This window comes from Nocardioides ultimimeridianus, assembly GCF_054777895.1.
This window is the reverse complement of sequence record NZ_BAAHAB010000009.1, coordinates 42,781-63,957: the sequence shown is the minus strand read 5'-3', so window position 1 is coordinate 63,957 and position 21,177 is coordinate 42,781. Positions and strand designations below refer to the sequence as shown.

Genomic DNA, 21,177 nt, shown 5'->3' with positions numbered 1-21,177 from the left:
GCGGGGCTCCTCGGATCGGGGGGATGACTGCTGGGAGTCTGGCAGGGCCGGTGGGGCCGCGTCACTCGCGGTACCAGTCCGGCAGCTCGCGGGGTGCCAGATCGGTCGCGTCGCCCGGCCGGGTCAGGGTGAGGACGGCGCGCTCGATCTCGCGTCGCGACTCCAGCTCGTCGGCGACGGCGTTGAGGCGTGCCGCCACGTCGGACTCCGGCGCGTCGCCGGTCAGGTCGACGGCCGCGACCAGGTAGATGCGGTCGGCGCCCAGCCACTCCATCCGCAGGAAGCTGACCCGCTCGACGTCCGGGTGCGCCCGGAGCGCCTCGAGGGCGTGGTTGCGCGCCAGCGGGCTGGCGGTCTCGCCGGTGAGGAAGTCGACGTTGCGCCCGATCAGGAACAGCGCGACCAGGCCCAGCAGCAGCCCGACGACGATCGAGCCCACGGCGTCCCAGGTGGCGTCCCCGGTGAGCTGGCGCAGCCCGATGCCGCCGGCCGCGACGGCGATGCCGATCAGCGCGGACAGGTCCTCGAGGAACACCGCGCGCAGCATCGGGTTCGACGTCATGTGCACGTAGCGCAGCGGGTGCAGCCGCCGCCTGCCCGCGCCCGCCCGCGTCTGCCGCAGCGCCTGCAGGAAGGAGACGCCCTCCAGCACCGCCGAGACACCGAGGACGACGTACGACGCGGCGTACGACGTGTGCTCCTCGGGCCTGAGCAGCGACTGGACGCCGTGCCAGATCGAGACCGCCGCCCCGATCGTGAACAGCCCGAACGCGGCGAACATCGACCAGACGTAGCCGACGCGGCCGTAGCCCAGCGGGTGCTTCTCGTCGGGCGGCTGCGCCGACTTCCGCTCGCCGATCACGAGGAACACCTCGTTGCCGGTGTCGGCCCAGGAGTGCGCGGCCTCGGCCGCCATCGACGGCGAGCCGGTGATCGCCGCCGCGACGGTCTTGGCGATGGCCACCAGGGCGTTCGCGGCGAGGGCGAGGATGACGGTCAGCACGCTGGGCCCGTACCCGACCCCCGGTGGAAAAACGCTCGCGCGGACGGGGCCGGGGCCCCGCCCGCGCGAGCGGTGGTGGATCAGTGCCGCATCAGGCGCCGGGTGTCACTGCCAGACGATGGCCTGGCTGGTGGCCAGCTCGACCTCGGCACCGACCGGCAGACCGGCCCGCGCGGTGTCGAGCACGACGTGCAGACCGATGGTCAGGTAGGCGTGGGCCACGCCCGGCACGGCCGTCGACTGCTGCTCGTTGATGGTGACCGTGCCCAGGTTCGCCACGTGGATCGTGGTGTTCGGCGCGACGTTCACCGGGATCGCCTGGCCGGCGATGGTGAGCCCGAGGAGCGACATGCTGCCGGACTGGGTGCTGGCCGTCGGGCTGACGCTCGCCATCGAGGTGGTCTGGACCGCCTTGGCGGTGATCAGGCCGGCGAACAGGTTGACGTTGGCGACGCTGGCGGTCTCGGAGACCTGGGACAGCGCGTCGGAGCGGACGCCGGTCTGCTTGTCCTGGATGGCGCCCAGGTTGAGCACGCCGGACAGGTTGGCCGCCGCGGTCGAGTTGGTGCGCTCCTGGCCACCGGTGCCGGCCAGCGGCATCGCGACGACGGCGGTGCGGTCCGACACGACCTGCACGCTGCTGCCCACGTTCGCGTGCACGTAGGAGCCGTAGGCCATGCCGCCGAGCGCGTAGCCGCCCAGCTCACCGCCACCCGGCTGCAGGATCTCCGCGATCGGGTTGACCGAGATCTCCGCGCCGGCGGAGGCGCCGTTGGTGCTCGACAGCAGCGTCACCCGCAGGCCGGCGCCGAACGCGATGGCCGAGTCGCCGGAGGTGCCGATCACCTGCGCGTTGAGCGCGATGCTGAGGACGCCGGGGATCGTGATGCCCGTGTTCGGGGCGACCGAGGTCGGGTAGGCGCTGCCGTTGATCGAGAGGCCCACCAGGCTGGTCGTGATCGACGTGGTCGGCGCGTGGGTGCCGTCGGCCACCGTGGTCGCGGTGGTGTCGATGGCCTGCGCCTTGACCAGCCCGCCGAGCAGGCTGACGTTGGCGGTGCGGGCGTGGGCGACGACGGTCACGCCGCCGGTGTTCGCGTCGACGGTCGCCTTCGTGGACGTCGATGCGACGCCCGCGCTCAGCAGGGAGCCGGCGCCGGCGCCGAGGATGGTGTTGCTGGCCTGGGCCGAGTTGAACCCGGAGATGCGGGACTCGGCGGTGGCGTTGGACTGCACGGTGACGCCGATGGCGTTGACCTGGGTCGCGCCCGCGTCGGCCATGTAGTTGTAGATGGGCGCCACGGCGTGTGCCGGGGCGGCCAGGCTCATCGCCGCGGCCACAGTGGCCAAGGACGTCGCGGCGGCCGTCAGGATCGTTCGCTTCACAAGTCACCTTCGAATGGTGGGAGCGCGAACCTTGCGTGCTCCGCGGTGTGGACTGGGGATCGTTGGGCTGCCCGATCAACCCGGTCCAGGACCCGAGGATGCCCGTCGTGGGACGGGCGGTGCAATCGGTTCGGGAGCGTGAACCACCCTCAGTATGACTACTTTCGCGGAGTTTTGTGCCGCGTCGCGGAGATTCGGCGTGAGATGCGGGTCGCACCCGGGCGTTTGTACGTCGGCACAACCCGGCGCGATGCGCTGTACGGCGGATCCAAGCGCCGGGGAGGTCGCGCGGCATTGAATCGACCACGACGCCGCCGCCGCGACAGACAAGGAAAAGTCCTGATGCTCACCTCGCTCGTCCCGATCTGGATCTTCATGCTGCTCCCCGTCTGGATCCCGCTCGTCGGATCCGTCCTCGGCAGGGCCGGGGACCGGCTCGCCGCCCTCCGCGGAGCGAGCGCCGAGCCGAGCATCCACCAGCGGCTGCACCTGCGCCGCCAGCACGAGGCGCACGCCCACGGCCGCCACGCCGCCCACGTCAACGCCAGCGGCGTCGCGCAGGCCGCCTGATCCCCAGCCGATCCCCAGCAACGACGAAGGTCCCCGCCCGGTGGCGGGGACCTTCGTCGTGTCGTGCGTCGCTCAGGCGGGCTGGGGAGCCCGCAGGCCGAGCAGCTTGTCGGTGCGGTCGTGGATCTCCTGGGCGAGTGCCGGGTCGTCGGAGAGCCGGGTGCCGATGCTCGGCACGATCTCGCGCAGCCGCGGCTGCCAGTCGTCCCAGCGGTCGGCGAAGCAGCGCTCCATCAGCTCGAGCATGATCGGTGCCGCGGTCGAGGCGCCGGGGGAGGCGCCGAGCAGGCCCGCGATCGATCCGTCGGCGTGGGTGATCACCTCGGTGCCGAACTGCAGCACGCCGTCGGGGCGGATGACCTGCACCCGCTGGCCGGCGATGATCTTCTCCCAGTCCTTCGGGTCGGCGTTGCCGTAGAAGTCGGTGAGGTCCGCGAACTTCGTCGACGCGCGCGCGACCAGCTGGCTGATCAGGTAGATCGTGAGCGGGATGTTGGCCAGGCCGGCGCGGACCATCGGCAGCAGGTTGTGCAGCCGCAGCGAGCGGAACAGGTCCAGCAGCGAGCCGTGCTTGAGGAAGCGCGGGCTGAAGCCGGCGTACGGACCGAACATCAGGCTGGCCTTGCCGTCGACGACCCGGGTGTCCAGGTGCGGCACCGACATCGGCGGCGCGCCGACGGCGGCCTTGCCGTAGACCTTGGCGTGGTGGCGGGCGACGACCTCGGGCTTGTCGGTGCGCAGGAACTCGCCGCTGACCGGGAAGCCGCCGAAGCCCTTGATCTCCGGGATCCGCGACTTCTGCAGCAGCGTGAGCGCCTTGCCACCGGCGCCGACGAACACGAAGCGGGCGCGGTGGTGGAACTTCCTGCCGTTCTGCTTGCCCATGACGTGCCAGACACCGTCCATGGTGCGGTGGACCAGCGAGACGTCGGCCCCGTACTCGATCCGCGCGCCACGGGCCGCGACCGAGTCGATCATCAGGCCGGTGAGCGCACCGAAGTCGACGTCGGTGCCGAGCGTGGAGTACGTCGCCGCGATCGGCTCGTCGATGTCGCGGTCCTCGACCAGCAGCGGCGCCCAACGGCCGATCTGCGCGCGGTCGGTGGAGAACTCCATGCCCGCGAACAGCGGGTGGGCCGAGAGCAGGCGGTGCCGCTCGCGGAGGTACTCGACGTTCTCCGCGCCCCACACGAAGCTCATGTGCGGGGTGGGGTGGATGAACGCGTCGGGCCGGGGGATCCGGCCGGACTCGATGAGGAAGGCCCACAGCTGGCGGGAGATCTGGAACTGCTCGTTGACCACGACCGCCTTGGAGATGTCGACCGACCCGTCGGCCGCCTGCGGCGTGTAGTTCAGCTCGCACAGCGCGGAGTGGCCGGTGCCGGCGTTGTTCCAGGGACCGGAGCTCTCCCGCGCGGGGCGGTCGAGCCGCTCGAGGAGGCGGATGCTCCACGTCGGCTCGAGCTCGGAGAGCAGCGTCGCGAGCGTCGCGCTCATGACACCCCCGCCGATCAGCAGAACGTCCTGAATGCCGTCATTGTCCGGGCTGGACTCAGCCGCGACAGCCGTCATGGTTTCCACCTGACCTTTTATGCCGTATGAGAAATCATTCACAAGCATTGGGGGTGCCCTTTTGCTGTGTGATCTTGGTCAACATCACACCCGGCTGTCCACTCGGTGTGCATAGGGCGCTTCGGTAATACCCCTGGGGGGTATACAGTGGAGGCATGAGCACTTCGGGAGAGACCGCGTCGTACCCCTCGTCGTACACCGTGACGGGCATGACCTGCGGACACTGCGTGGCCTCGGTGACCGAGGAGGTCGCCGAGATCGAGGGCGTCCGCGATGTCGAGGTCGACCTGGCCAGCGGCGCGCTCAGGTTCGCCGCGGACCGGCCCGTCCCGCGCGAGACCGTCGAGGCGGCCGTGCGCGAGGCCGGCTACCAGCTGGCATGAGCAGTACGTCGACCAGCCGGACCGGGCAGGTCGAGCTGCTCCTGACGGGCATGACCTGCGCGTCGTGCGCCAACCGGATCGAGCGCAAGCTCAACAAGCTCGAGGGCGTGAGCGCCACGGTCAACTACGCGACCGAGAAGGCCCGCGTCTCGGTCGCGGGCGACGTCACGACCGCCGACCTGGTCGCGGCGGTCGAGGCGGCCGGGTACGGCGCCACGCCCGCGCTCGACGACGAGGCGCACGCCGACGACGCGGAGGTCGCGGCGCTGCGGCGACGTCTCGTCGTGTCGGCAGCCCTGGCGGTGCCGGTCGTCCTGATCGCGATGGTTCCGGCGCTGCACCTCTCCGGCTGGCAGTGGGTCTCGCTGGCCCTCGCCACCCCGGTCGTGCTGTGGGGCGCGTGGCCGTTCCACCGGGCGACCTGGACCAACCTCCGTCACGGTGTCGCGACCATGGACACCCTGGTCACGCTCGGCACGGGGGCGGCGTACGGCTGGTCGGTGGCGGCCCTGGTCCGGGACGCACGGGCCGAGGACATCTACCTCGAGGCCGCGTCCGGGATCATCGCCTTCATCCTGCTCGGCCGCTACCTGGAGCAGCGGGCCCGGCGCAGCGCCGGCGCCGCGCTCCGCGCGCTGCTGGACCTGGGCGCCCGCGAGGTCGCCGTGCTCCGTGACGGTGTCGAGCAGCGGATCCCGGTCGAGGACCTGGCCGTGGGGGACCGCTTCGTCGTTCGCCCGGGGGAGAAGGTCGCCACCGACGGCGTCGTCGAGGAGGGCAGCTCGGCGGTCGACGCGTCGCTGCTCACCGGCGAGTCGGTGCCGGTCGAGGTCGGGGTCGGCAGCGAGGTGGTCGGCGCGACCGTGAACGCCGGCGGCCGCATCGTCGTGCGCGCCACGAGGGTCGGGGCCGACACCCGCCTCGCCCAGATCGCGCGGCTGGTCGAGGACGCCCAGACCGGCAAGGCCGCGGTGCAACGGCTGGCCGACCGGGTCTCCGGGGTCTTCGTGCCGCTCGTCATCGCGATCGCCGCGGTGACCTTCGCCGCCTGGCTGGCGACCGGCGCCAGCGCCGCCGCGGCGGTGTCCGCCGCCGTGGCCGTGCTGATCGTGGCCTGCCCGTGCGCGCTCGGCCTCGCCACGCCCACGGCACTGATGGTCGGCACCGGCCGCGGCGCCCAGCTCGGCATCCTGATCAAGGGACCGGAGGTCCTCGAGCAGACCCGCCGGGTCGACACCGTCGTGCTGGACAAGACCGGCACGGTCACCACCGGTGCCATGACCCTGGTCGAGACCCACGTCGCCAACGGCGAGGACGTGGCCGAGGTGCTGCGGCTCGCGGGCGCCCTCGAGGACGCCTCGGAGCACCCCATCGCCCGCGCGATCGCCGACGGTGCCCGCGCGGCCGGTGCGCTCGGGACGGTCGAGGACTTCGGCAACGTCGAGGGCCTGGGCGTGCAGGGCGTCGTCGACGGACGTGCCGTGCTGGTCGGACGCCCGCGGCTGCTCGCCGAGTGGTCCCAGCACCTGCCCCCCGACCTCCAGCAGCGGTACGACGACGCAGCGGACCGTGGCCTCACCGCCGTGGCCGTCGGCTGGGACGGCCGGGCCCGCGGCGTGCTCGTCGTCGCCGACAGCGTCAAGGACGGGTCGGCCGAGGCGATCGCCCAGCTGCGCGGCCTCGGCCTGCGCCCGATCCTGCTCACCGGCGACAACGCCCGTGTGGCGCGCACCGTCGCCGCGCAGGTGGGGATCGCCGAGCCGGACGTGCATGCCGAGGTCCTGCCCGCGGACAAGGTCGCCGTCGTCAAGCGGCTGCAGTCCGAGGGCCGGGTCGTGGCGATGGTCGGCGACGGCGTCAACGACGCCGCGGCCCTCGCGCAGGCGGACCTGGGGCTGGCCATGGGCACCGGCACCGACGTCGCGATGGAGGCCGGCGACCTGACCCTGGTCCGCGGCGACCTGCGGGTCGCCGCGGACGCGATCCGGCTTTCCCGGCGTACCCTCGCGGTGATCCGGTCCAACCTGTTCTGGGCCTTCGGCTACAACGTCGCGGCGATCCCGCTGGCCGCGCTCGGCCTGCTGGACCCGATGGTCGCCGGGGCGGCGATGGCGTTCTCCTCGGTGTCGGTGGTGGCCAACAGCCTTCGGCTGCGCCGCTTCCGCTGACAGACTGGCCCGGTGACCCCGGATCTGAGCGCGGTGCGCCACCGCACCGAGCACGTCAACGGCATCGACCTGCACGTCGCGGAGGCGGGTGAGGGGCCGCTGGTCCTGCTCGTCCACGGGTTCCCGGAGTCCTGGTACTCCTGGCGCTACCAGCTGCCGGCGCTCGCCGCCGCCGGCTACCGGGCGGCCGCCCTCGACGTCAGGGGGTACGGCGCCTCTTCGGCCCCGCCGGCCGTCGAGGACTACCGGATGCTGCGCCACGTCGCCGACAACCTCGCCCTGGTCGAGGCGCTCGGCGAGCGGACGGCCGTGATCGTCGGCCACGACTGGGGCGCGCCCATCGCGTGGGCGTCGGCGCACCTGCGGCCCGACGTGTTCACCGCCGTCGCCGGGCTGTCGGTGCCCTTCGCGCCGTCCGGCCCGACCCGGCCCACCGACGCGTTCGCGGCGATGGGCGGCGACGACGAGTTCTACATCGCCTACTTCCAGGAGCCCGGCCGGGCCGAGGCCGAGATCGAGGCCGACGTGCGCGAGTGGCTGCGCGGGATGTACTTCTCCGCCTCCGGCGAGGGGGTCCGCGCCTCGATCGAGTCCGGTGGTCCGCCGATGGGCACGGTCGCGGCGGGCGGCCTGATGCGGGACCGGTTCGTGTGGCCGGCCGAGGAGCCGGCCTGGATGAGCGAGGCCGACCTGGACGTGTACGTCGCCGAGTTCGCCCACCACGGCTTCGCCGGCCCGCTCCACCGCTACCGCAACGTCGACCGCGACTGGGAGGACCTCGCCGTGCTGCGGCACCGGCCCATCGACGTACCGGCGCTGTTCGTCGGAGGCGAGCTCGACGGGCCGACCGTGTGGGGCCGGCCCGCGATCGAGCGGTTCCCCAAGACGCTGCCCCGGCTGCACCGCTCCGAGATCCTTCCCGGCTGCGGTCACTGGGTGCAGCAGGAGCGCCCCGACGACGTCAACGCGCTCCTGCTCGACTTCCTGCGGTCGGTGGGTCAGTCGGTCCAGGCGGGGTAGTCGGTGTAGCCGGCCTCGTCGCCGCCGTAGAAGGTTGCCAGGACGGGCTCGTTCAGCGGCAGCCCCTCGGCGAGGCGGCGCGGCAGGTCCGGGTTGGCGATGAAGAGCCGGCCGAACGCGGCCGCGTCGATCAGGTCGGCGGCGAGCAGTCGCTCGGCCTTGTCGACCGTGTAGGAGCCCGCGGCCACGATCGGGCCGGGGTGCGCCGCGCGCAGCTCCTTGCGGTAGTCGTCGGTCAGCTCGGGGCCGCCGGCCCAGTCCGGCTCGGACAGGTGCAGGAAGGCGATGCCGCGCTTGCCGATCTCGGCGGCCAGGTAGCGGCCCATCGCGGCGCCCTCGGGGTCCTCGAGGCCATTGAACGAGCCGATCGGGGAGATGCGGATGCCGACGTGCTCGGCGTCCCAGGCCTCGATGACGGCGTCCAGCACCTCGAGGGTCAGCCGGGCGCGGTTGGCCAGCGATCCGCCGTACTGGTCGGTGCGGGTGTTGCTGTCGGCGCCCTGGAACTGGTGCAGCAGGTAGCCGTGCGCCGCGTGGATCTCGGCGAGGTCGAAGCCCGCCTCGCGTGCGTTGCGTGCGGCCCGGCGGTAGTCCTCGACGACAGCGGCGATCTCGTCGAGCTCGAGGGCCCGCGGCGTCGGGCAGCTCACCCGGGTCGGCGTACCGTCCTCGCCGCGGACGGTGGTGCGGTTGCGGTAGGGGAGCGCCGAGGCGCTCACCGGCAGCTCGCCGTCGTGGAAGGACTCGTGCGACACGCGGCCGACGTGCCACAGCTGCGCGGCGATCCGGCCGCCGGCCTCGTGCACGGCGTCGGTGATGGTCCGCCAGCCGGCGACCTGCTCGGCGGAGTGGATGCCCGGGGTGTCCATGTAGCCCTTGCCCTGCGGCGAGATCTGGGTGCCCTCGGACACGATCAGGCCCGCGCTCGCGCGCTGGCGGTAGTAGTCGGCCATCAGGGCGTTCGGCACGTCGCCGGGCTGGCTCGCCCGCATCCGGGTCAGCGGCGCCATCAGAATCCGGTTGGGCAGGGTCACGGCGCCGAGGGTCACGGGGTCGAAGAGGGAAGTCACGAAGGACTGCAACCACGGGTGCCAGCACCCTGTTCCCGACGCGGCGACGGTCCTAGCCTCAGGTCCATGACCGAGACGTTCGAGCCGTTGGAGGGATTGCAGGGCGACTCCTTCGTGAAGGGGAGCCAGCACGAGGACGTGGACGCCGACACGGCCGCCCAGGTGTTCGTCCTCGACATGCAGGAGGCGGTCCCCGGAGTCGTGCGGATGCGTGACTGGACACGGTCGATGCTCGCGCCGCAGCCGGGCGAGACCGTCGTGGACGTGGGCAGCGGCACCGGCTCGGAGGTACGCCGGATGGCGGCCCTGGTCGGGTCGACCGGGCGTGCGATCGGGGTCGATCCGCACGACGGCCTGCGCGCGACGGCGACCGAGCGGTCGGTGGGCACGAGCGCGACGTTCGTCGACGGCGACGCCACCGCGCTGCCGTTCCCGGACGACTCGGTGGACGTGATCACCTGCGAACGGGTCTTCCAGCACCTGCCCGACCCTGACGCGGCGGTGCGGGAGTTCGCCCGCGTGCTGCGGCCCGGTGGCCGGGTCGCGATCGTCGACAGCGACTGGGGCTCGATGGTGATGAATCCCGGCGACCCGGGCGTGCTGCGCCGGATGGGGGACCACCGCCATTCGACGATCCCCAACCCGTTCGCGGGCCGGCGCCTCGTGGGTCAGCTCAGGCGCACCGGGTTCGAGGTCGATCCCGACGTCGCCGCGACCGCGGTCGTCATGCCGGGTGGGGCGATGCTCGTCCTGGTGGAGAAGTCCGCCGAGCAGGCGGTGGCCGCCGGTGCCATCACCCGCGAGGAGGCCGACCGGCTGCACGCGGAGCTGTCGGCGGCCGTCGCCGCGGGGGAGGCCTTCGGCGGGGTGACGATGTACGGGGTCGTGGGCCGGCTCTGACGGTCCTCGTACGCTGGCGGCATGAGTGAGGATCGGGACTCCTTCGCCGCCTTCGATGCGATGGTCGCCGCCGCCGACCCCGCGATGGTCGTCGTCACGACGGCCGCCGACGGTGAGCGGGCGGGCTGCCTGGTCGGGTTCCACGGGCAGGCGAGCATGGACCCGCAGGGCTATGCCGTGTGGCTCTCCAAGGCCAATCACACCTACCGCGTCGCGCTGCGCTCGAGCCACCACGCCGTGCACTTCCTGGCCGACACCGATCACGGGCTCGCGAAGGCCTTCGGGACCCGCTCGGGCGAGGACGTCGACAAGTTCGCCGACGTGCCCTTCGAGACCGGCCCGCACGGCGTACCGCTGATCGAGGCGCTGCCGCGGCGGTTCGTGCTCGAGCGGATCGCGCTGCTCGACGACGGCGGCGACCACGTCTGCCTCACCGGCCGGGTGGTGTACGCCGCCGGCGATGGGGACTTCGAGCCGTTCCGGACCTCCCACGCCTCCGACCTCGACCCGGGCCACGCGCCGCAGGAGCGCGCGATCGACCCCCACGGCTGACGTCACGATGTGACGCGGCGGGTCACGCCTCCTGGGTGAGAACACCCCCGACCGAGGAGGCAGCGATGCCCAGCGCCAACAAGATGACCACGCCGGTGAGCGTGGACCTGCCCGTCATCCAGGGCCGGTACGCCGACCTGGACGGCTACACCGTCGGGTTCGAGTCCTTCCCCGAGGACGTCGACCCCGCCCCGCTCTACGCCAGCCTGCCCGACGACCGCTGCCAGTGCCCGCACTGGGGCGTGGTGCAGAGCGGCCAGATCACCTTCCGGTGGGCCGACCACGAGGAGACGTACGGCGCCGGCGACGCCTACTACGCCGCGCCCGGCCACCTGCCGCTCATCGCCGCCGGCACCAGCGTGGTCGAGTTCAGCCCGACCGACGCGCTGGGGGCGACGATGGCGGCCATCGAGGCGAACCTGGCGGCCGCGTCATGACCGCCGTGACGACCGGGCTGCCGGAGGGGCTGCCGGCGGTCGTGCAGCAGAGCGTCGAGCGGTTCGTCGCGTTCCTCGAGACCGGGGAGACCGACGGCCTCTTCGCACCCGACGTCTTCGCCGACGTCAGCCTCCCGCACTGGCGCGTCCAGACCCGGGGGGCCGAGACCCTGATCGGCGCCAAGAACCAGATGCACCCGCCCGCCGGCCGCACCCGGGTCGAGAAGGTGCTGGTGGCGGTCGACGGCTACGCGATCAAGTTCGAGGAGCGCTGGGAGGACGGCGGCCAGCACTGGTATTGCCGGGAGGCGGCCATCGTCGACCTGGACGACCAGGGCCGGATCGCGGAGTTCCACTACTACTGCACGGGGGACTGGGACGAGGCCCTGGTGGCCAGTCACGCCGAAGCCGTCACCCTGATCCGCCCGTAGTGGAACCATGCCAGACATGGACACCGGCGAGGTCGACGTACGCACCCGTGCGGCGCTCGACCTCGCCGGGACCTATGTCTTCGGCACCGAGCCGGGGCGGATCCCCGCCGTCCTGTTCGAGGCGTACGACGCCGGCCCGCCCGACCGCGACCGGGCGCTGCTCGGGGCGGCGCTCGCGCGGTGCTGGGCGTACGCCGGCCGGCACGACCGGGCCGCCCCGTTCGCGGTGGCGGCCGTCCGGCATGCCGAGGCGACGGGCGACCAGGTGCTGCTGGCCGACGCGCTCGACGCGGCACTCGCCACGCACTGGGGTCCGGACGAGCTCGAGGTCAGGATCGAGCTGGCCGGCAAGCTGTCCGATGTCGCCGCCCACCTCAGCGATGTCGACGCGCGCACCGTCGCCCACCTCTGGCTGCTGACCGTCGCGACCGAGACCCTCGACATGCTCGAGCTCAACCGGCAGATGCGGGCGCTCGAGCGGCTCGGCGAGGAGTCGCGGCGCTCCCTGTTCTTCGCGGCGACGCGGCGGCTGATGATCGACCTGATGCGCGGCCGCACCGACACCATCGAGCCGCTCGTGGCCCTGGCCACCGAGACCGCCGACGAGCTGCCCGACGGGCAGTTCGCGCTGAGCGCGGCCATCGGCTACGCGGCGGTCCAGGCGGGCGACCGGAGCGAGGCGGTGCTCGAGCGGCTGCGGGCGGGGGAGGAGATCGCAGAGCGCGAGGGCATCCGCGAGATCTACGCCGAGATCGCGTGGATCCGGCTGGGGCTGGGCGAGCCCGACGCGGCGCGGCGCCTGGTGGCGGGCTTCGACGACCGGGTCCTCGCACGGCTGCCGCGCGACCACAACTACCTCCTCGTGCTGCAGCTGCTGCTCGACGTCGCGCTGCGCGCCGGGATGGACGAGCTCGTCGCCGCCGTCACCCCCCTGCTGATGCCGTACGCCGGGCGCGCGGTCGTCAACGCCGGCGCCGTGGCGTTCCACGGCGTCACCGACGACACGCTGGCCCGCGCCTGCGAGCGGCTCGGCGACCACGAGCGAGCGGCCGCGCTGCGGGAGAAGGCGCTCGCGACGTACCGCCGGATCGGCGCGACCTGGTGGCGCGAGCGGCTCGAGGCGGCATCGACGGCGGTCGCGCCGGTGAGCCCGGTGAGCCGTGCGGCCGCGGCGGCGATGACGCTGCGCCCCGGGCCCGCCGGCGTGTGGCTGGTGGGCCGCGACGGGGCCGAGACCGCGATCCCGGCCCGGCGCGGGCTGGAGCACCTGCACGCCCTGCTGGCGCGTCCCGGGGTGGAGGTGAGCGCGCTCGACCTGGTCGGCGGCCCGGAGACCGTGCAGCAGGCGGGGCTCGGGGAGGTGGCCGACGCCGAGGCCCTGGCGGCGTACCGGAGACGGCTGAGCGACATCGACGGCGAGCTCGACGACGCCGACCTCGCCGGCGACGCGGAGCGGGGCGAGCAGCTGGCGAAGGAGCGTGCGGCCCTGCTGGCCGAGCTCTCGGCGGCGACCGGGATCGGCGGCCGCCCGCGCGTCACCGGCAGCAGCGCCGAGCGGGCGCGGGTGACCGCCCGCAAGGCGATCGCCGCCGCGCTGGAGGCGATCCACGCCGCGGACCCGGTCGTGGCGCGGCACCTGTCGACCTACGTCCGGACCGGCCTGCGCTGCTGCTACCAGCCGGACTCACCGGTCGAGTGGCGGCTGTGAGGCGTCGCGCACCCGCAGCGCCGCCTGCGTCCGGTCACGCACCTGGAGCTTGTCGAGGATCCGCGAGACGTAGTTCTGGACGGTCTTGACGCTGATCCCCAGCGTTCGCGCGATCTGCTGGTTGCTGCACCCCTCGCCGAGCAGCCGGAGGACGTCCGACTCGCGGTCGGTGAGGCCGACGTACGCCGACGGCCTGGCCGGGTGGGCGTCCTCGGCCGTCGCCGCCAGGACTCGCGCGGCGATCCCCGGACCGAAGACGGCGCCGCCCGAGGCGACCGTGGTCACCGCCGCCGCGATCTCCTCGCCGGTCGACCCCTTCAGCACGTAGCCGCGGGCACCCGCGCGCATCGCGGCCAGGACGGTGTCGTCGTCGTCGACCATCGTCACCACCAGCACGGCCGGCGGGGACGCGGCCGCACAGATCCGAGCCGTGGCCTCGACCCCGGACATCGTCGGGAGGTTGAGGTCCATCAGGACGACGTCCACGTCGCCGCCCGCCAGCTCCACGGCTTCAGGACCATCGGCCGCGAGCCCGATGACCGTGAGGCCGGGCATCGCAGCCAGGGATGCCCCGAGCCCCTCGCGGAACAGCGGGTGGTCATCGACGACCAGCACGCGCACGCTCACGACGCGACCTGCCGTGCCGTGGCGGCCGTCGGTACGGGGAGCTCGGCGACCACCCGGGTGCCGTTCGGCGTACCGGTGACCGTCAGGACGCCGCGCATCTCCTCGGCCCGCTCCCGCATCGTGTGCAGCCCGTTGCCGGCCGATGCGCCGGAGTCCAGGCCGACGCCGTCATCGCAGACCTCGAGGCGGAGGGTGTCGTCGCTGCAGACCAGCGAGATGCGGCACCCCGACGCGCGGGCGTGACGTACGACGTTCGTGACGGCCTCGGTGCCGATCCGGTACGCCGCGACCTCCGCAGCTGCGGACAGCGGCGGCAGCGGGTCCACGGCGAGCTCGATCTGCAGGCCGCTGCCGGAGGTGAGCCGGTGCACGGCCTGCTCCAGCGCGGCGGCGAGGCCCAGCTCGTCCAGGGCCGGCGGGCGCAGGCCCTCGACCACCCGTCGTACGTCGAGCACGGTGGCGCGCAGCTCGGTGCGGAGGCTGCGCACGAGCACCGCGGCGTCGCGATCGCCTCCGACGGCGCGCTCGATCACGTCCAACCGTAGGAGGTGGCCGGCGAGCGCCGGACCCAGGCCGTCGTGGAGGTCGCGGCGGAGCCGGCGGCGCTCCTCCTCGCGCGCGAGGACCACGCGCTCCAGCGCCCGCTGCAGATCGGCGGTGAGGCGGTGGTCGCGCAGGACCCCGCCGAGGTGGACCCCGAGGTCCTCGATCAGCCGCCGGTCGCTCGGACGCAGGGGTGTGGCCGGTGCGGCGAAGCGGAGCACCCCGAGGCACTCGCCGTACGCCGTCAGGGGGACCTCGTCGTCGGGACCGGTGGGCGGGGCATCCTCCGAGGCGGCGAGGACCCGGCCGTCGAGGTCCTCGATCCGGACCCCACGCAGCCCGAGGGCGGCCAGCTCGGCCGTGGCCTCCTGGAGCAGCCGGTCCGGGCCGGCCGCCGCCTCGAGCCGCTGGCCGAGGCGCGCGAGGACCTCGTAGGGGTCCTGCCATCGTCCGAAGAGCAACCGGTCGACCCCGCGCTGGAGCGCGTCACGAACCGGCGCGAACGAGACGGCCACCACGCCGACGGCGACCGCCGGCAGCCAGCTCACGGTGCCGACATCCAGTGCGCCGCCGACCGCGTCCATGACCCCGGCGTAGACGAGCGCGACGAGTGCGGAGAGCACGAGCCACACCAGTGTCCGGTTGGCCGCGGTGCGCAGGTCGTAGAGACCGCGGGCGAGGACGGCGAATCCGATCCCGATCGGCAACGGCAGCACGGCGACGGAGAACAGCCACGCCGGCGCGCCAGGGACGAAGGACAACGGACCCGCCAACACCGGCAGGGCGGCCGTCGCCGCGACGAAGGTGAGTTGCCGTCGCTCCAGCGGCGTGCCCGACCGCCATCGCGCCCGCAGCTGCAGCGCGGCTCCGCCGGCGACGACCACGGCGAGCGGCATGCTGAGCAGGAAGGCCACCCCGTCGATGACCTGCCAGCCGCCGGGGAGGGCGAGCGGGTTCTGCCATCCGGCCAGACGCAGGTTCGCACCGGGCGCAGCCAGCGTGTCGACGATCGACGCGACCACGACGACCGCGAGCCCGCGCGCCAGCCAGCGCCACCGCGGTGCGGCGACCCGCCCGGTCGGGAAGAAGATCGGCAGGCCGAGGACGACGGCGTACCAGCCGATGTCGCGGATCACCGCGCTGCCCAGAGCGACGAAGGAGACGGCAGGCACGGATCCGGGATGCGCGATGCCGTACTCCGCCCAGCGGATCCCGCCGTTGCCCACCGCCCAGGCGATGCCGCCGGTGAGCAGGATCCAGCCGATCAGGTGGCGGGGACGGGCTGCCACCACGACCACGCCGGCGACCACGAACGCCACCACCGGCGCCACGGTCAGTGCGGTCGAGAGCATGGGACAAGGGTGTGGCTGCGGAGGAGCGGTCGGCAAGGGGCTGCTTCCCACCCGACCCGGGAGATCCTCCCGGGTCGTTCTCCGGGTGCGTGCTCTCGTCGGTGGGAAGCCCGTCGCAGCACCGTGGACCCGGCACCGAGCGGTGCCGTCAACCGAGCTCCGGAGGAGTCACGTCATGTCCCGTACCCGCCTCACCACCCTCGCCGGCACCGCCGTCGCCACGCTCGCGCTCAGCGGTCTGGCGATCACCGGCACCAGCCACGCAGCGACCGACCGGACCACTTCGACCTCGCACCGGCTGAGCTTCGTCAGCCGCACGGTCGCCAGCCACCGGATCGGCAGCAACGCCCTGATCGAGACCGACAAGGCGGTCCGGAACGGCTCCGTCATCGGCTACACCGCGAACTCCTGCACGTTCGACTTCGCGACCGCGACCGCGGACTGCCTGGTCACGCTGGCACGGGCCGACGGGCAGCTGCGCACCCGGGTGACCGTCGACAACGAGACCGGCGTGGTCCGTGGCGCCGTCACGGGCGGCTCCGGTGCGTACAGCGGCGCGACCGGCACGGTGGCCGGCAGGGCGACGAGCCCGAGCTCGGTCGCCATCACCCTGCGCTGGACCGACTGAGGCTGGGGGACTCAGCCGGCGGCGTACACCCGCCTCCCGCCGACGAACGTCTGCTCCACGCTCGTCCCGCAGATCTCGTCGGCGGGGTGCGCGAAGGGGTCGCGGTCCAGCACGGCCAGGTCGGCGAGGTTGCCGACCGCGATCGTGCCGGTGTCGTCGAGGTGGTTCACGTAGGCGCTCCCGGAGGTGTACGCCGCCAGCGCGGTGCCCAGGTCGATGCGCTCCTCGGCGTAGAAGACCGGGGCGTCCTCGCCCGGCTCGACCCGGTTCACGGCGACATGGATGCCGGCCAGCGGGTCGGGGCTGCTGACCGGCCAGTCCGACCCGGCCGCCAGGGTGGCGCCGGCGTCGCGCAGGCTCGCGAACGGGTACTGCCACGCCGACCGCTCCGGCCCGAGGAACGGGATGGTCAGCTCGTCCATCTGCGGCTCGTGCGCCGCCCACAGCGGCTGCAGGTTCGCGGTGGCGCCGAGGGCCCGGAACCGGCCGACGTCGTCGGGGTGCACGACCTGCAGGTGCGCCAGGTGCGGGCGGGTGTCGCTCCAGCCGTTGGCCTCGCGGGCCGCCGCGACGGCGTCCAGCGCCTCCCGGACGGCGCGGTCGCCGAGGGCGTGGAAGTGCACCTGGAAGCCGAGCCGGTCCAGCTCGGTGACGTGCTTGCGCAGGGCCCCGGGGTCGACGAACGAGATGCCGGCGTGGTCGCCGCCGGCCCGGCAGCCGCAGCCGCGCAGGTACGGCGTCAGCATCGCGGCCGTGTGGTTCTCGGCCACGCCGTCCTGCATGATCTTGACCGTCGAGGCCCGCAGGCCGGCCGCCTCGAGCTGGGCGCGCTGGGCCAGCAGGTCCTCGATCTGCTCGGCACCGCGGTCGCGCTGCCACCACAGCGAGGCAGTCACGCGCGCGGTCAGCCGGTCCTCGGCGAGGGCCTGGGCGTAGGCCGGTCCCGCGTTCGGGAGCAGCGGGTTGTCGCCGACCAGGGCGTCCTGCCAGGCGGTGATGCCGAGGGAGTGCAGCAGGTCCTGGGCGCGCAGCAGTCCCGCGACGAGCTCGTCCAGGGTCACGTGGGGGACATGGGCGCCCACCAGGCTCATCGCCCCCTCCTGCAGCATGCCCGTCGGCGCTCCGTCGGCGTCGACCTCGAAGCGACCGTCGGCGGGCTGCGGCGTGCGGGCGTCGACGCCCGCGATCTCCAGCGCGCGGGTGTTGGCCATCGCGCCGTGGTGGTCGCGGTTCACCAGGTAGACGGGCCGATCGGGGACCAGGGCGTCGAGGAAGGCGCGATCCGGCCAGCCGTCGAAGGTCTCCATCGACCAGCCGCCACCGGTGATCCAGGGCGCGTCGGGGTTGCTGTCGGCGTACTGCCTGATCCGGGCGCGGACCTCGTCGATCCCGACCAGGCCGGTCAGGTCGCACTGCCCGAGCTCGAGGCCGCCGCCGACCGGGTGGACGTGGGCGTCCTGGAAGCCGGGGATCAGCAGGCGCCCGGCGAGGTCGACGACCTCGGTGCGCGGCCCGACGAGGTCGCGGACGTCGTCGCCGCCGACCGCGACGATCCGGTCGCCGGAGACGGCGACAGCGGTCGCGCGGCTGCGGGCCGCGGTGCCGAGGTGGATGGGGCCGCCGGTGAGGACGAGGTCGGCGTACATGGTGATCAGGCTCCTGGGGTGGTGGGGACGGGGTCGAGATCCATGGGCAGGACCAGGCTGTCGGCATCGGTTCCGCGGCCGTGGTGGAAGTACGCCGAGCGGCGGCCGTAGCGCGCCCACGCGGCCGCGAGCAGGCCGGTGCCGACGATCGCGCCGGGCACGGCCAGCATGAACCAGCCGTTGTCGGGGCTGGCGGCGAAGTGGTCGCTCATCGTGGCGTAGAGGTAGCCCAGGTAGCCGCCGAGGCCCCACAGCACGGCCCCGCTGACGGCGGGCACGACGACGGCCTGGACCAGCTCGGTGCCGCGCGTGTGCCGGAAGCGGGCGGCGCATGCGAACGCGGTCAGCCCGTAGTAGAAGGCGACGATCAGTCCCACCGAGTTGACCGCGGTGAGGATCAGGTCGTTGATGCGCGGGATGCCGAGGGCGACGACCGCGATCGCGGCGGCCGCGGTCATCAGCAGGGCGGTGCCGACGGCCGGTGTGCCGAACCGCGGGTGGATCCGGGTCCAGACCGGGCCCAGGGTCCGGTCGCGGCCCATCGCGAGCAGGCCGCGGGCGGTCGGGATCACCGAGGACTGCAGCGACGCCACCGCGGAGAACATCAGCGCCATCAGCGGCAGCGATGCCCACGGCTCACCCGCGAGGCGTACGCCGAGGTAGCTGAGCCCCTGGTCGCCGTACCCCGCGAGCTCCTCGGTGCTCAGCAGGCGCTGGAACGCGACCGCGGCGTACACGAACAGGCCGAGCATCGCGAACAGCGCGATCATCCCGCCGCGCGCGGCGTCCTGGGGGTCCTTGCTCTCCTCGTTGACCGAGAACGCCGCGTCCCAGCCCCAGTAGATGAACACCGCGAGGACCAGCGACATGGCCAGGTCCTTCGGGGCGATGGCGAAGGGGTCGAACCAGCTCAGCGAGATGCCGTGGTGGCCGCGCAGAAGCGCCATCGTCAAGAAGACCACCAGCACGGCGTACTCGAAGACCAGCAGCCACAGCTGGAGCCGGGTCGCCGACCGGACGCCGGTGATCGCGGTGATGGTCACGGCGAGCAGGACGGTGAGGCCGACGACCGTGCTGACCCCCGTGGAGAGCGGGTCGAGCGTGATCCCGAGGAGCGTGTGGAGACCGAGCCGGTTGACGAACTGCAGCACGACCGAGCCGGTGATCGTGCCGGTGTAGGCCATGAAGATGATCGTCGCGAGCACCACCACCCAACCGGAGAGGAAGCCCAGCCAGGGGCTCAGGCTGCGGCCGACCCAGGTGTAGCCGCTGCCGCAGTTGGGCTCGCTGCGGTTGAGGCGCGCGTAGGCGCCGGCGATGCCCAGGATCGGCAGGAAGGCGAGGATCAGGACGATCGGCACCTGCCGTCCGGCGTACGTCGCCAGCACGCCCATGCCGATCCCGATGCTGGTCGTGGCCGCCGTGCTGGACGCGGCGATGGCGATGCCGTCGCGGATGCCGAGCGAGCGCTTGAGGCTCGGGGCGGGGGTGTCGGTCATGGGGAGATTCCAGACCTGCTCGGCGATTGCGTCAATCATGTTGACGTAAGAGTCGTAGCACGGTGGACTGATCCCATGAGCCCGACGCCCAGCACTGGTCGTGTCACGGCGGTACGCCGTCGCCGTCGCCCCACCCGCTCCGGCGAGGTGCTGTCGGAGGAGCTGATCGTGCGGACCGCGATGCGGTTGATCGACCAGCCCGAGGGGGCGGGGTTCAGCGTGCGGGCCCTCGGCATCGCGCTCGGCGCGGACCCGACCGCGATCTACCGGTACTTCCGCGGCACCGACGACCTGATGGCCGCGATCACCGACCGGCTGATCGGCGACTCGCTCGCCGACTTCGTCCCCGACGAGGACTGGCGGGTCGCGCTGCGCGACTTCGGCGTGCGCTTCCACATCTACGCCCAGCGGCACCCGAGGCTGGTGGTGCTCGGCGCGGCCCGGGTCTCGTTGCGGAGCAACGAGTTCCGCGCCGTCGACACCGGCATCGGCCTGCTGCGCCGCGCCGGCTTCGGCCCCCGTGACGCGGTCCGCTACTACCACGCGTTTGTGGACCTGGTGCTCGGCTACGCCGCCCTCGACGCCGCCGGCGCCGCGGTCAACCCCGACGACGGAGGGGAGTCGTGGACCTCGGCGTACACCTCCCTGCCGAAGGCCGACTACCCGAACATCGCCGCGACCCGCCGCCACATCCACACGATGGCCGGCTCCGCCTTCGAGACGGCGCTGGATCTGTTCCTGGACGGGATCGAGGTGCGGGCGGGGAGGTGAGGGGTGGGGTGATTCGGGGCTGGTCGGGGGCGGCCGCCACGGCCAGCCACGAAGAGAGACGGGTTCGTTCGATACGCCGCTCGCGGCTGCTCAACCCACGACACCGGGTGGGTAGGTTCGGACCGTGATGATCCGCCCCGACACCCTGCTCGCCATCAAGTCCGGCGAGGTCGACCTGGCGTTCCGCCGCTGGGACCGCCCGCGCGTCAAGGTCGGGACGATGCTGCGGACCCGCGTCGGCGTCGTCGAGGTGACCAGCGTGGAGCAGGTGCCGGCGTCGAAGATCACGGCCGCCCAGGCGAGGAGAGCGGGCTCGAGCCTGCCGGAGCTGAAGCGGCTGCTCGCGATGAAGTCGGACAAGCCCGTCTGGCAGGTCGGGGTGAGGTACGCCGGCGAGGACCCGCGCACCGAGCTGCGGACCGCCGTCCCGGACGCCGCCGAGATCGCCACCATCCGCACCCGGCTCGACCACCTCGACGCGGCCTCGGCCATCGGCCCGTGGACCCGCACGACGCTCGCGCTGATCGACGCGAACCCGACCGTGCGCGCGCCCGAGCTCGCCGCGCAGGTCGGCCGCGACACCCCGACCTTCAAGCGCGACGTCCGCAAGCTCAAGGAGCTCGGCCTGACCGAGAGCCTCGACATCGGCTACCGGATCTCGCCCCGCGGTGCGGCCGTCATCGACGCGGAGAGCGGCACGACCCGCGACCGTGAGCGGCCCGACGGCATCCCGCTGCCGCGCATCGGCGCCCCGGCGACGCGTGCCCTGCGGGCGCAGGGCGTGTGGACGTTGGAACAGGTGCGGGAGTGGCGCGAGAAGGACCTGGCGGCGCTGCACGGGGTCGGTCCGGTCGCCGTACGGCTGCTGCGGTCGACCCTCGCCGAGCACGGCTGGGCCTTCGCGGACTGAG

The 21,177-nt window shown here is 73.1% G+C and carries 20 protein-coding genes; 12 read left to right on the top strand and 8 right to left on the bottom strand.

The features are described 5' to 3' along the window. Positions 1–61 precede the first annotated feature (61 nt). On the bottom strand, positions 62–1,003 hold the full coding sequence (locus tag ACYU8V_RS08920; RefSeq protein ID WP_460846751.1) for a cation diffusion facilitator family transporter: 942 nt from the start codon (positions 1,001–1,003) through the stop codon (positions 62–64). A 105-nt stretch (positions 1,004–1,108) separates the two neighbouring features. Continuing rightward, positions 1,109–2,389 carry a choice-of-anchor P family protein gene (locus tag ACYU8V_RS08915; protein WP_460846750.1) on the bottom strand — a complete coding sequence of 427 codons (1,281 nt, stop codon included), beginning with the start codon at positions 2,387–2,389 and terminating at the stop codon, positions 1,109–1,111. Between the two features lie 342 nt (positions 2,390–2,731). Between ACYU8V_RS08915 and ACYU8V_RS08910 the strand changes: the two genes are divergently transcribed. Then, positions 2,732–2,959 (top strand): hypothetical protein, encoded by a 228-nt coding sequence (locus ACYU8V_RS08910; protein ID WP_460846748.1) that lies wholly within the window; start codon positions 2,732–2,734, stop codon positions 2,957–2,959. A gap of 72 nt (positions 2,960–3,031) precedes the next feature. Here the strand turns inward: ACYU8V_RS08910 and mqo are convergent, their stop codons facing one another. Continuing rightward, positions 3,032–4,531: a malate dehydrogenase (quinone) gene (gene mqo, locus ACYU8V_RS08905; RefSeq protein ID WP_460846746.1), complete on the bottom strand. Its 1,500-nt coding sequence runs from the start codon at positions 4,529–4,531 to the stop codon at positions 3,032–3,034. Positions 4,532–4,686: 155 nt separating this feature from the next. On the opposite strand from mqo, the gene ACYU8V_RS08900 reads away from it, so the two are divergent. From ACYU8V_RS08900 to ACYU8V_RS08890, 3 genes are read left to right on the top strand one after another with little or no spacing between them, the layout of a single operon-like run. After that, positions 4,687–4,914 (top strand): heavy-metal-associated domain-containing protein, encoded by a 228-nt coding sequence (locus ACYU8V_RS08900; RefSeq protein ID WP_460846744.1) that lies wholly within the window; start codon positions 4,687–4,689, stop codon positions 4,912–4,914. Beyond that, complete coding sequence (locus ACYU8V_RS08895) at positions 4,911–7,082, top strand: heavy metal translocating P-type ATPase (RefSeq protein WP_460846743.1); 2,172 nt, start codon at positions 4,911–4,913, stop codon at positions 7,080–7,082. The genes ACYU8V_RS08900 and ACYU8V_RS08895 overlap by 4 nt, the downstream gene beginning before the upstream one ends. A 12-nt stretch (positions 7,083–7,094) precedes the next feature. Continuing rightward, complete coding sequence (locus tag ACYU8V_RS08890) at positions 7,095–8,102, top strand: alpha/beta fold hydrolase (RefSeq protein WP_460846741.1); 1,008 nt, start codon at positions 7,095–7,097, stop codon at positions 8,100–8,102. Here the strand turns inward: ACYU8V_RS08890 and nemA are convergent. Beyond that, a complete protein-coding gene (gene nemA, locus ACYU8V_RS08885) occupies positions 8,081–9,172 on the bottom strand; it encodes an N-ethylmaleimide reductase (protein WP_460846740.1) in 1,092 nt (363 codons plus the stop codon). The two genes, ACYU8V_RS08890 and nemA, sit on opposite strands and share 22 nt — an antisense overlap. Positions 9,173–9,238: 66 nt before the next feature. Between nemA and ACYU8V_RS08880 the strand changes: the two genes are divergently transcribed. The 5 genes from ACYU8V_RS08880 to ACYU8V_RS08860 all read left to right on the top strand — a co-directional run bounded on the left by ACYU8V_RS08880 (position 9,239) and on the right by ACYU8V_RS08860 (position 13,200). Continuing rightward, positions 9,239–10,072 carry a methyltransferase domain-containing protein gene (locus ACYU8V_RS08880; protein ID WP_460846738.1) on the top strand — a complete coding sequence of 278 codons (834 nt, stop codon included), beginning with the start codon at positions 9,239–9,241 and terminating at the stop codon, positions 10,070–10,072. Between the two features lie 21 nt (positions 10,073–10,093). Beyond that, a complete protein-coding gene (locus ACYU8V_RS08875) occupies positions 10,094–10,624 on the top strand; it encodes a flavin reductase family protein (protein WP_460846737.1) in 531 nt (176 codons plus the stop codon). A 65-nt stretch (positions 10,625–10,689) separates the two neighbouring features. Continuing rightward, positions 10,690–11,061: a cupin domain-containing protein gene (locus tag ACYU8V_RS08870; RefSeq protein ID WP_460846735.1), complete on the top strand. Its 372-nt coding sequence runs from the start codon at positions 10,690–10,692 to the stop codon at positions 11,059–11,061. Further along, complete coding sequence (locus ACYU8V_RS08865; RefSeq protein ID WP_460846733.1) at positions 11,058–11,492, top strand: hypothetical protein; 435 nt, start codon at positions 11,058–11,060, stop codon at positions 11,490–11,492. Before ACYU8V_RS08870 ends, ACYU8V_RS08865 begins: the two co-directional genes overlap by 4 nt. A 16-nt stretch (positions 11,493–11,508) precedes the next feature. Then, positions 11,509–13,200 (top strand): hypothetical protein, encoded by a 1,692-nt coding sequence (locus tag ACYU8V_RS08860; protein ID WP_460846732.1) that lies wholly within the window; start codon positions 11,509–11,511, stop codon positions 13,198–13,200. Here the strand turns inward: ACYU8V_RS08860 and ACYU8V_RS08855 are convergent. Together ACYU8V_RS08855 and ACYU8V_RS08850 are read right to left on the bottom strand one after the other, a co-directional pair. Next, a complete protein-coding gene (locus ACYU8V_RS08855; RefSeq protein ID WP_460846731.1) occupies positions 13,177–13,827 on the bottom strand; it encodes a response regulator in 651 nt (216 codons plus the stop codon). The two genes, ACYU8V_RS08860 and ACYU8V_RS08855, sit on opposite strands and share 24 nt — an antisense overlap. Then, positions 13,824–15,722 (bottom strand): sensor histidine kinase, encoded by a 1,899-nt coding sequence (locus tag ACYU8V_RS08850; protein ID WP_460846729.1) that lies wholly within the window; start codon positions 15,720–15,722, stop codon positions 13,824–13,826. Before ACYU8V_RS08850 ends, ACYU8V_RS08855 begins: the two co-directional genes overlap by 4 nt. Before the next feature lie 175 nt (positions 15,723–15,897). Here ACYU8V_RS08850 and ACYU8V_RS08845 point away from each other — a divergent pair, with 175 nt between their 5' ends. Continuing rightward, positions 15,898–16,350, top strand: coding sequence for a hypothetical protein (locus tag ACYU8V_RS08845; RefSeq protein ID WP_460846728.1), 453 nt, complete (start codon positions 15,898–15,900; stop codon positions 16,348–16,350). Positions 16,351–16,361: 11 nt separating this feature from the next. Here ACYU8V_RS08845 and ACYU8V_RS08840 read toward each other — a convergent pair whose 3' ends face one another. Together ACYU8V_RS08840 and ACYU8V_RS08835 are read right to left on the bottom strand one after the other, a co-directional pair. Beyond that, the gene (locus ACYU8V_RS08840; protein ID WP_460846726.1) at positions 16,362–17,996 is read right to left on the bottom strand and encodes an amidohydrolase; all 1,635 of its coding nucleotides are present in this window, start codon (positions 17,994–17,996) and stop codon (positions 16,362–16,364) included. 5 nt (positions 17,997–18,001) lie between these two features. Continuing rightward, positions 18,002–19,495 carry an APC family permease gene (locus ACYU8V_RS08835; protein ID WP_460846725.1) on the bottom strand — a complete coding sequence of 498 codons (1,494 nt, stop codon included), beginning with the start codon at positions 19,493–19,495 and terminating at the stop codon, positions 18,002–18,004. A gap of 75 nt (positions 19,496–19,570) precedes the next feature. Here ACYU8V_RS08835 and ACYU8V_RS08830 point away from each other — a divergent pair, with 75 nt between their 5' ends. Both ACYU8V_RS08830 and ACYU8V_RS08825 read left to right on the top strand, forming a co-directional pair. After that, positions 19,571–20,266, top strand: coding sequence for a TetR/AcrR family transcriptional regulator (locus tag ACYU8V_RS08830; protein ID WP_460846724.1), 696 nt, complete (start codon positions 19,571–19,573; stop codon positions 20,264–20,266). Positions 20,267–20,390: 124 nt separating this feature from the next. Beyond that, positions 20,391–21,176 carry a hypothetical protein gene (locus ACYU8V_RS08825; protein ID WP_460846723.1) on the top strand — a complete coding sequence of 262 codons (786 nt, stop codon included), beginning with the start codon at positions 20,391–20,393 and terminating at the stop codon, positions 21,174–21,176. Position 21,177 lies beyond the last annotated feature (1 nt).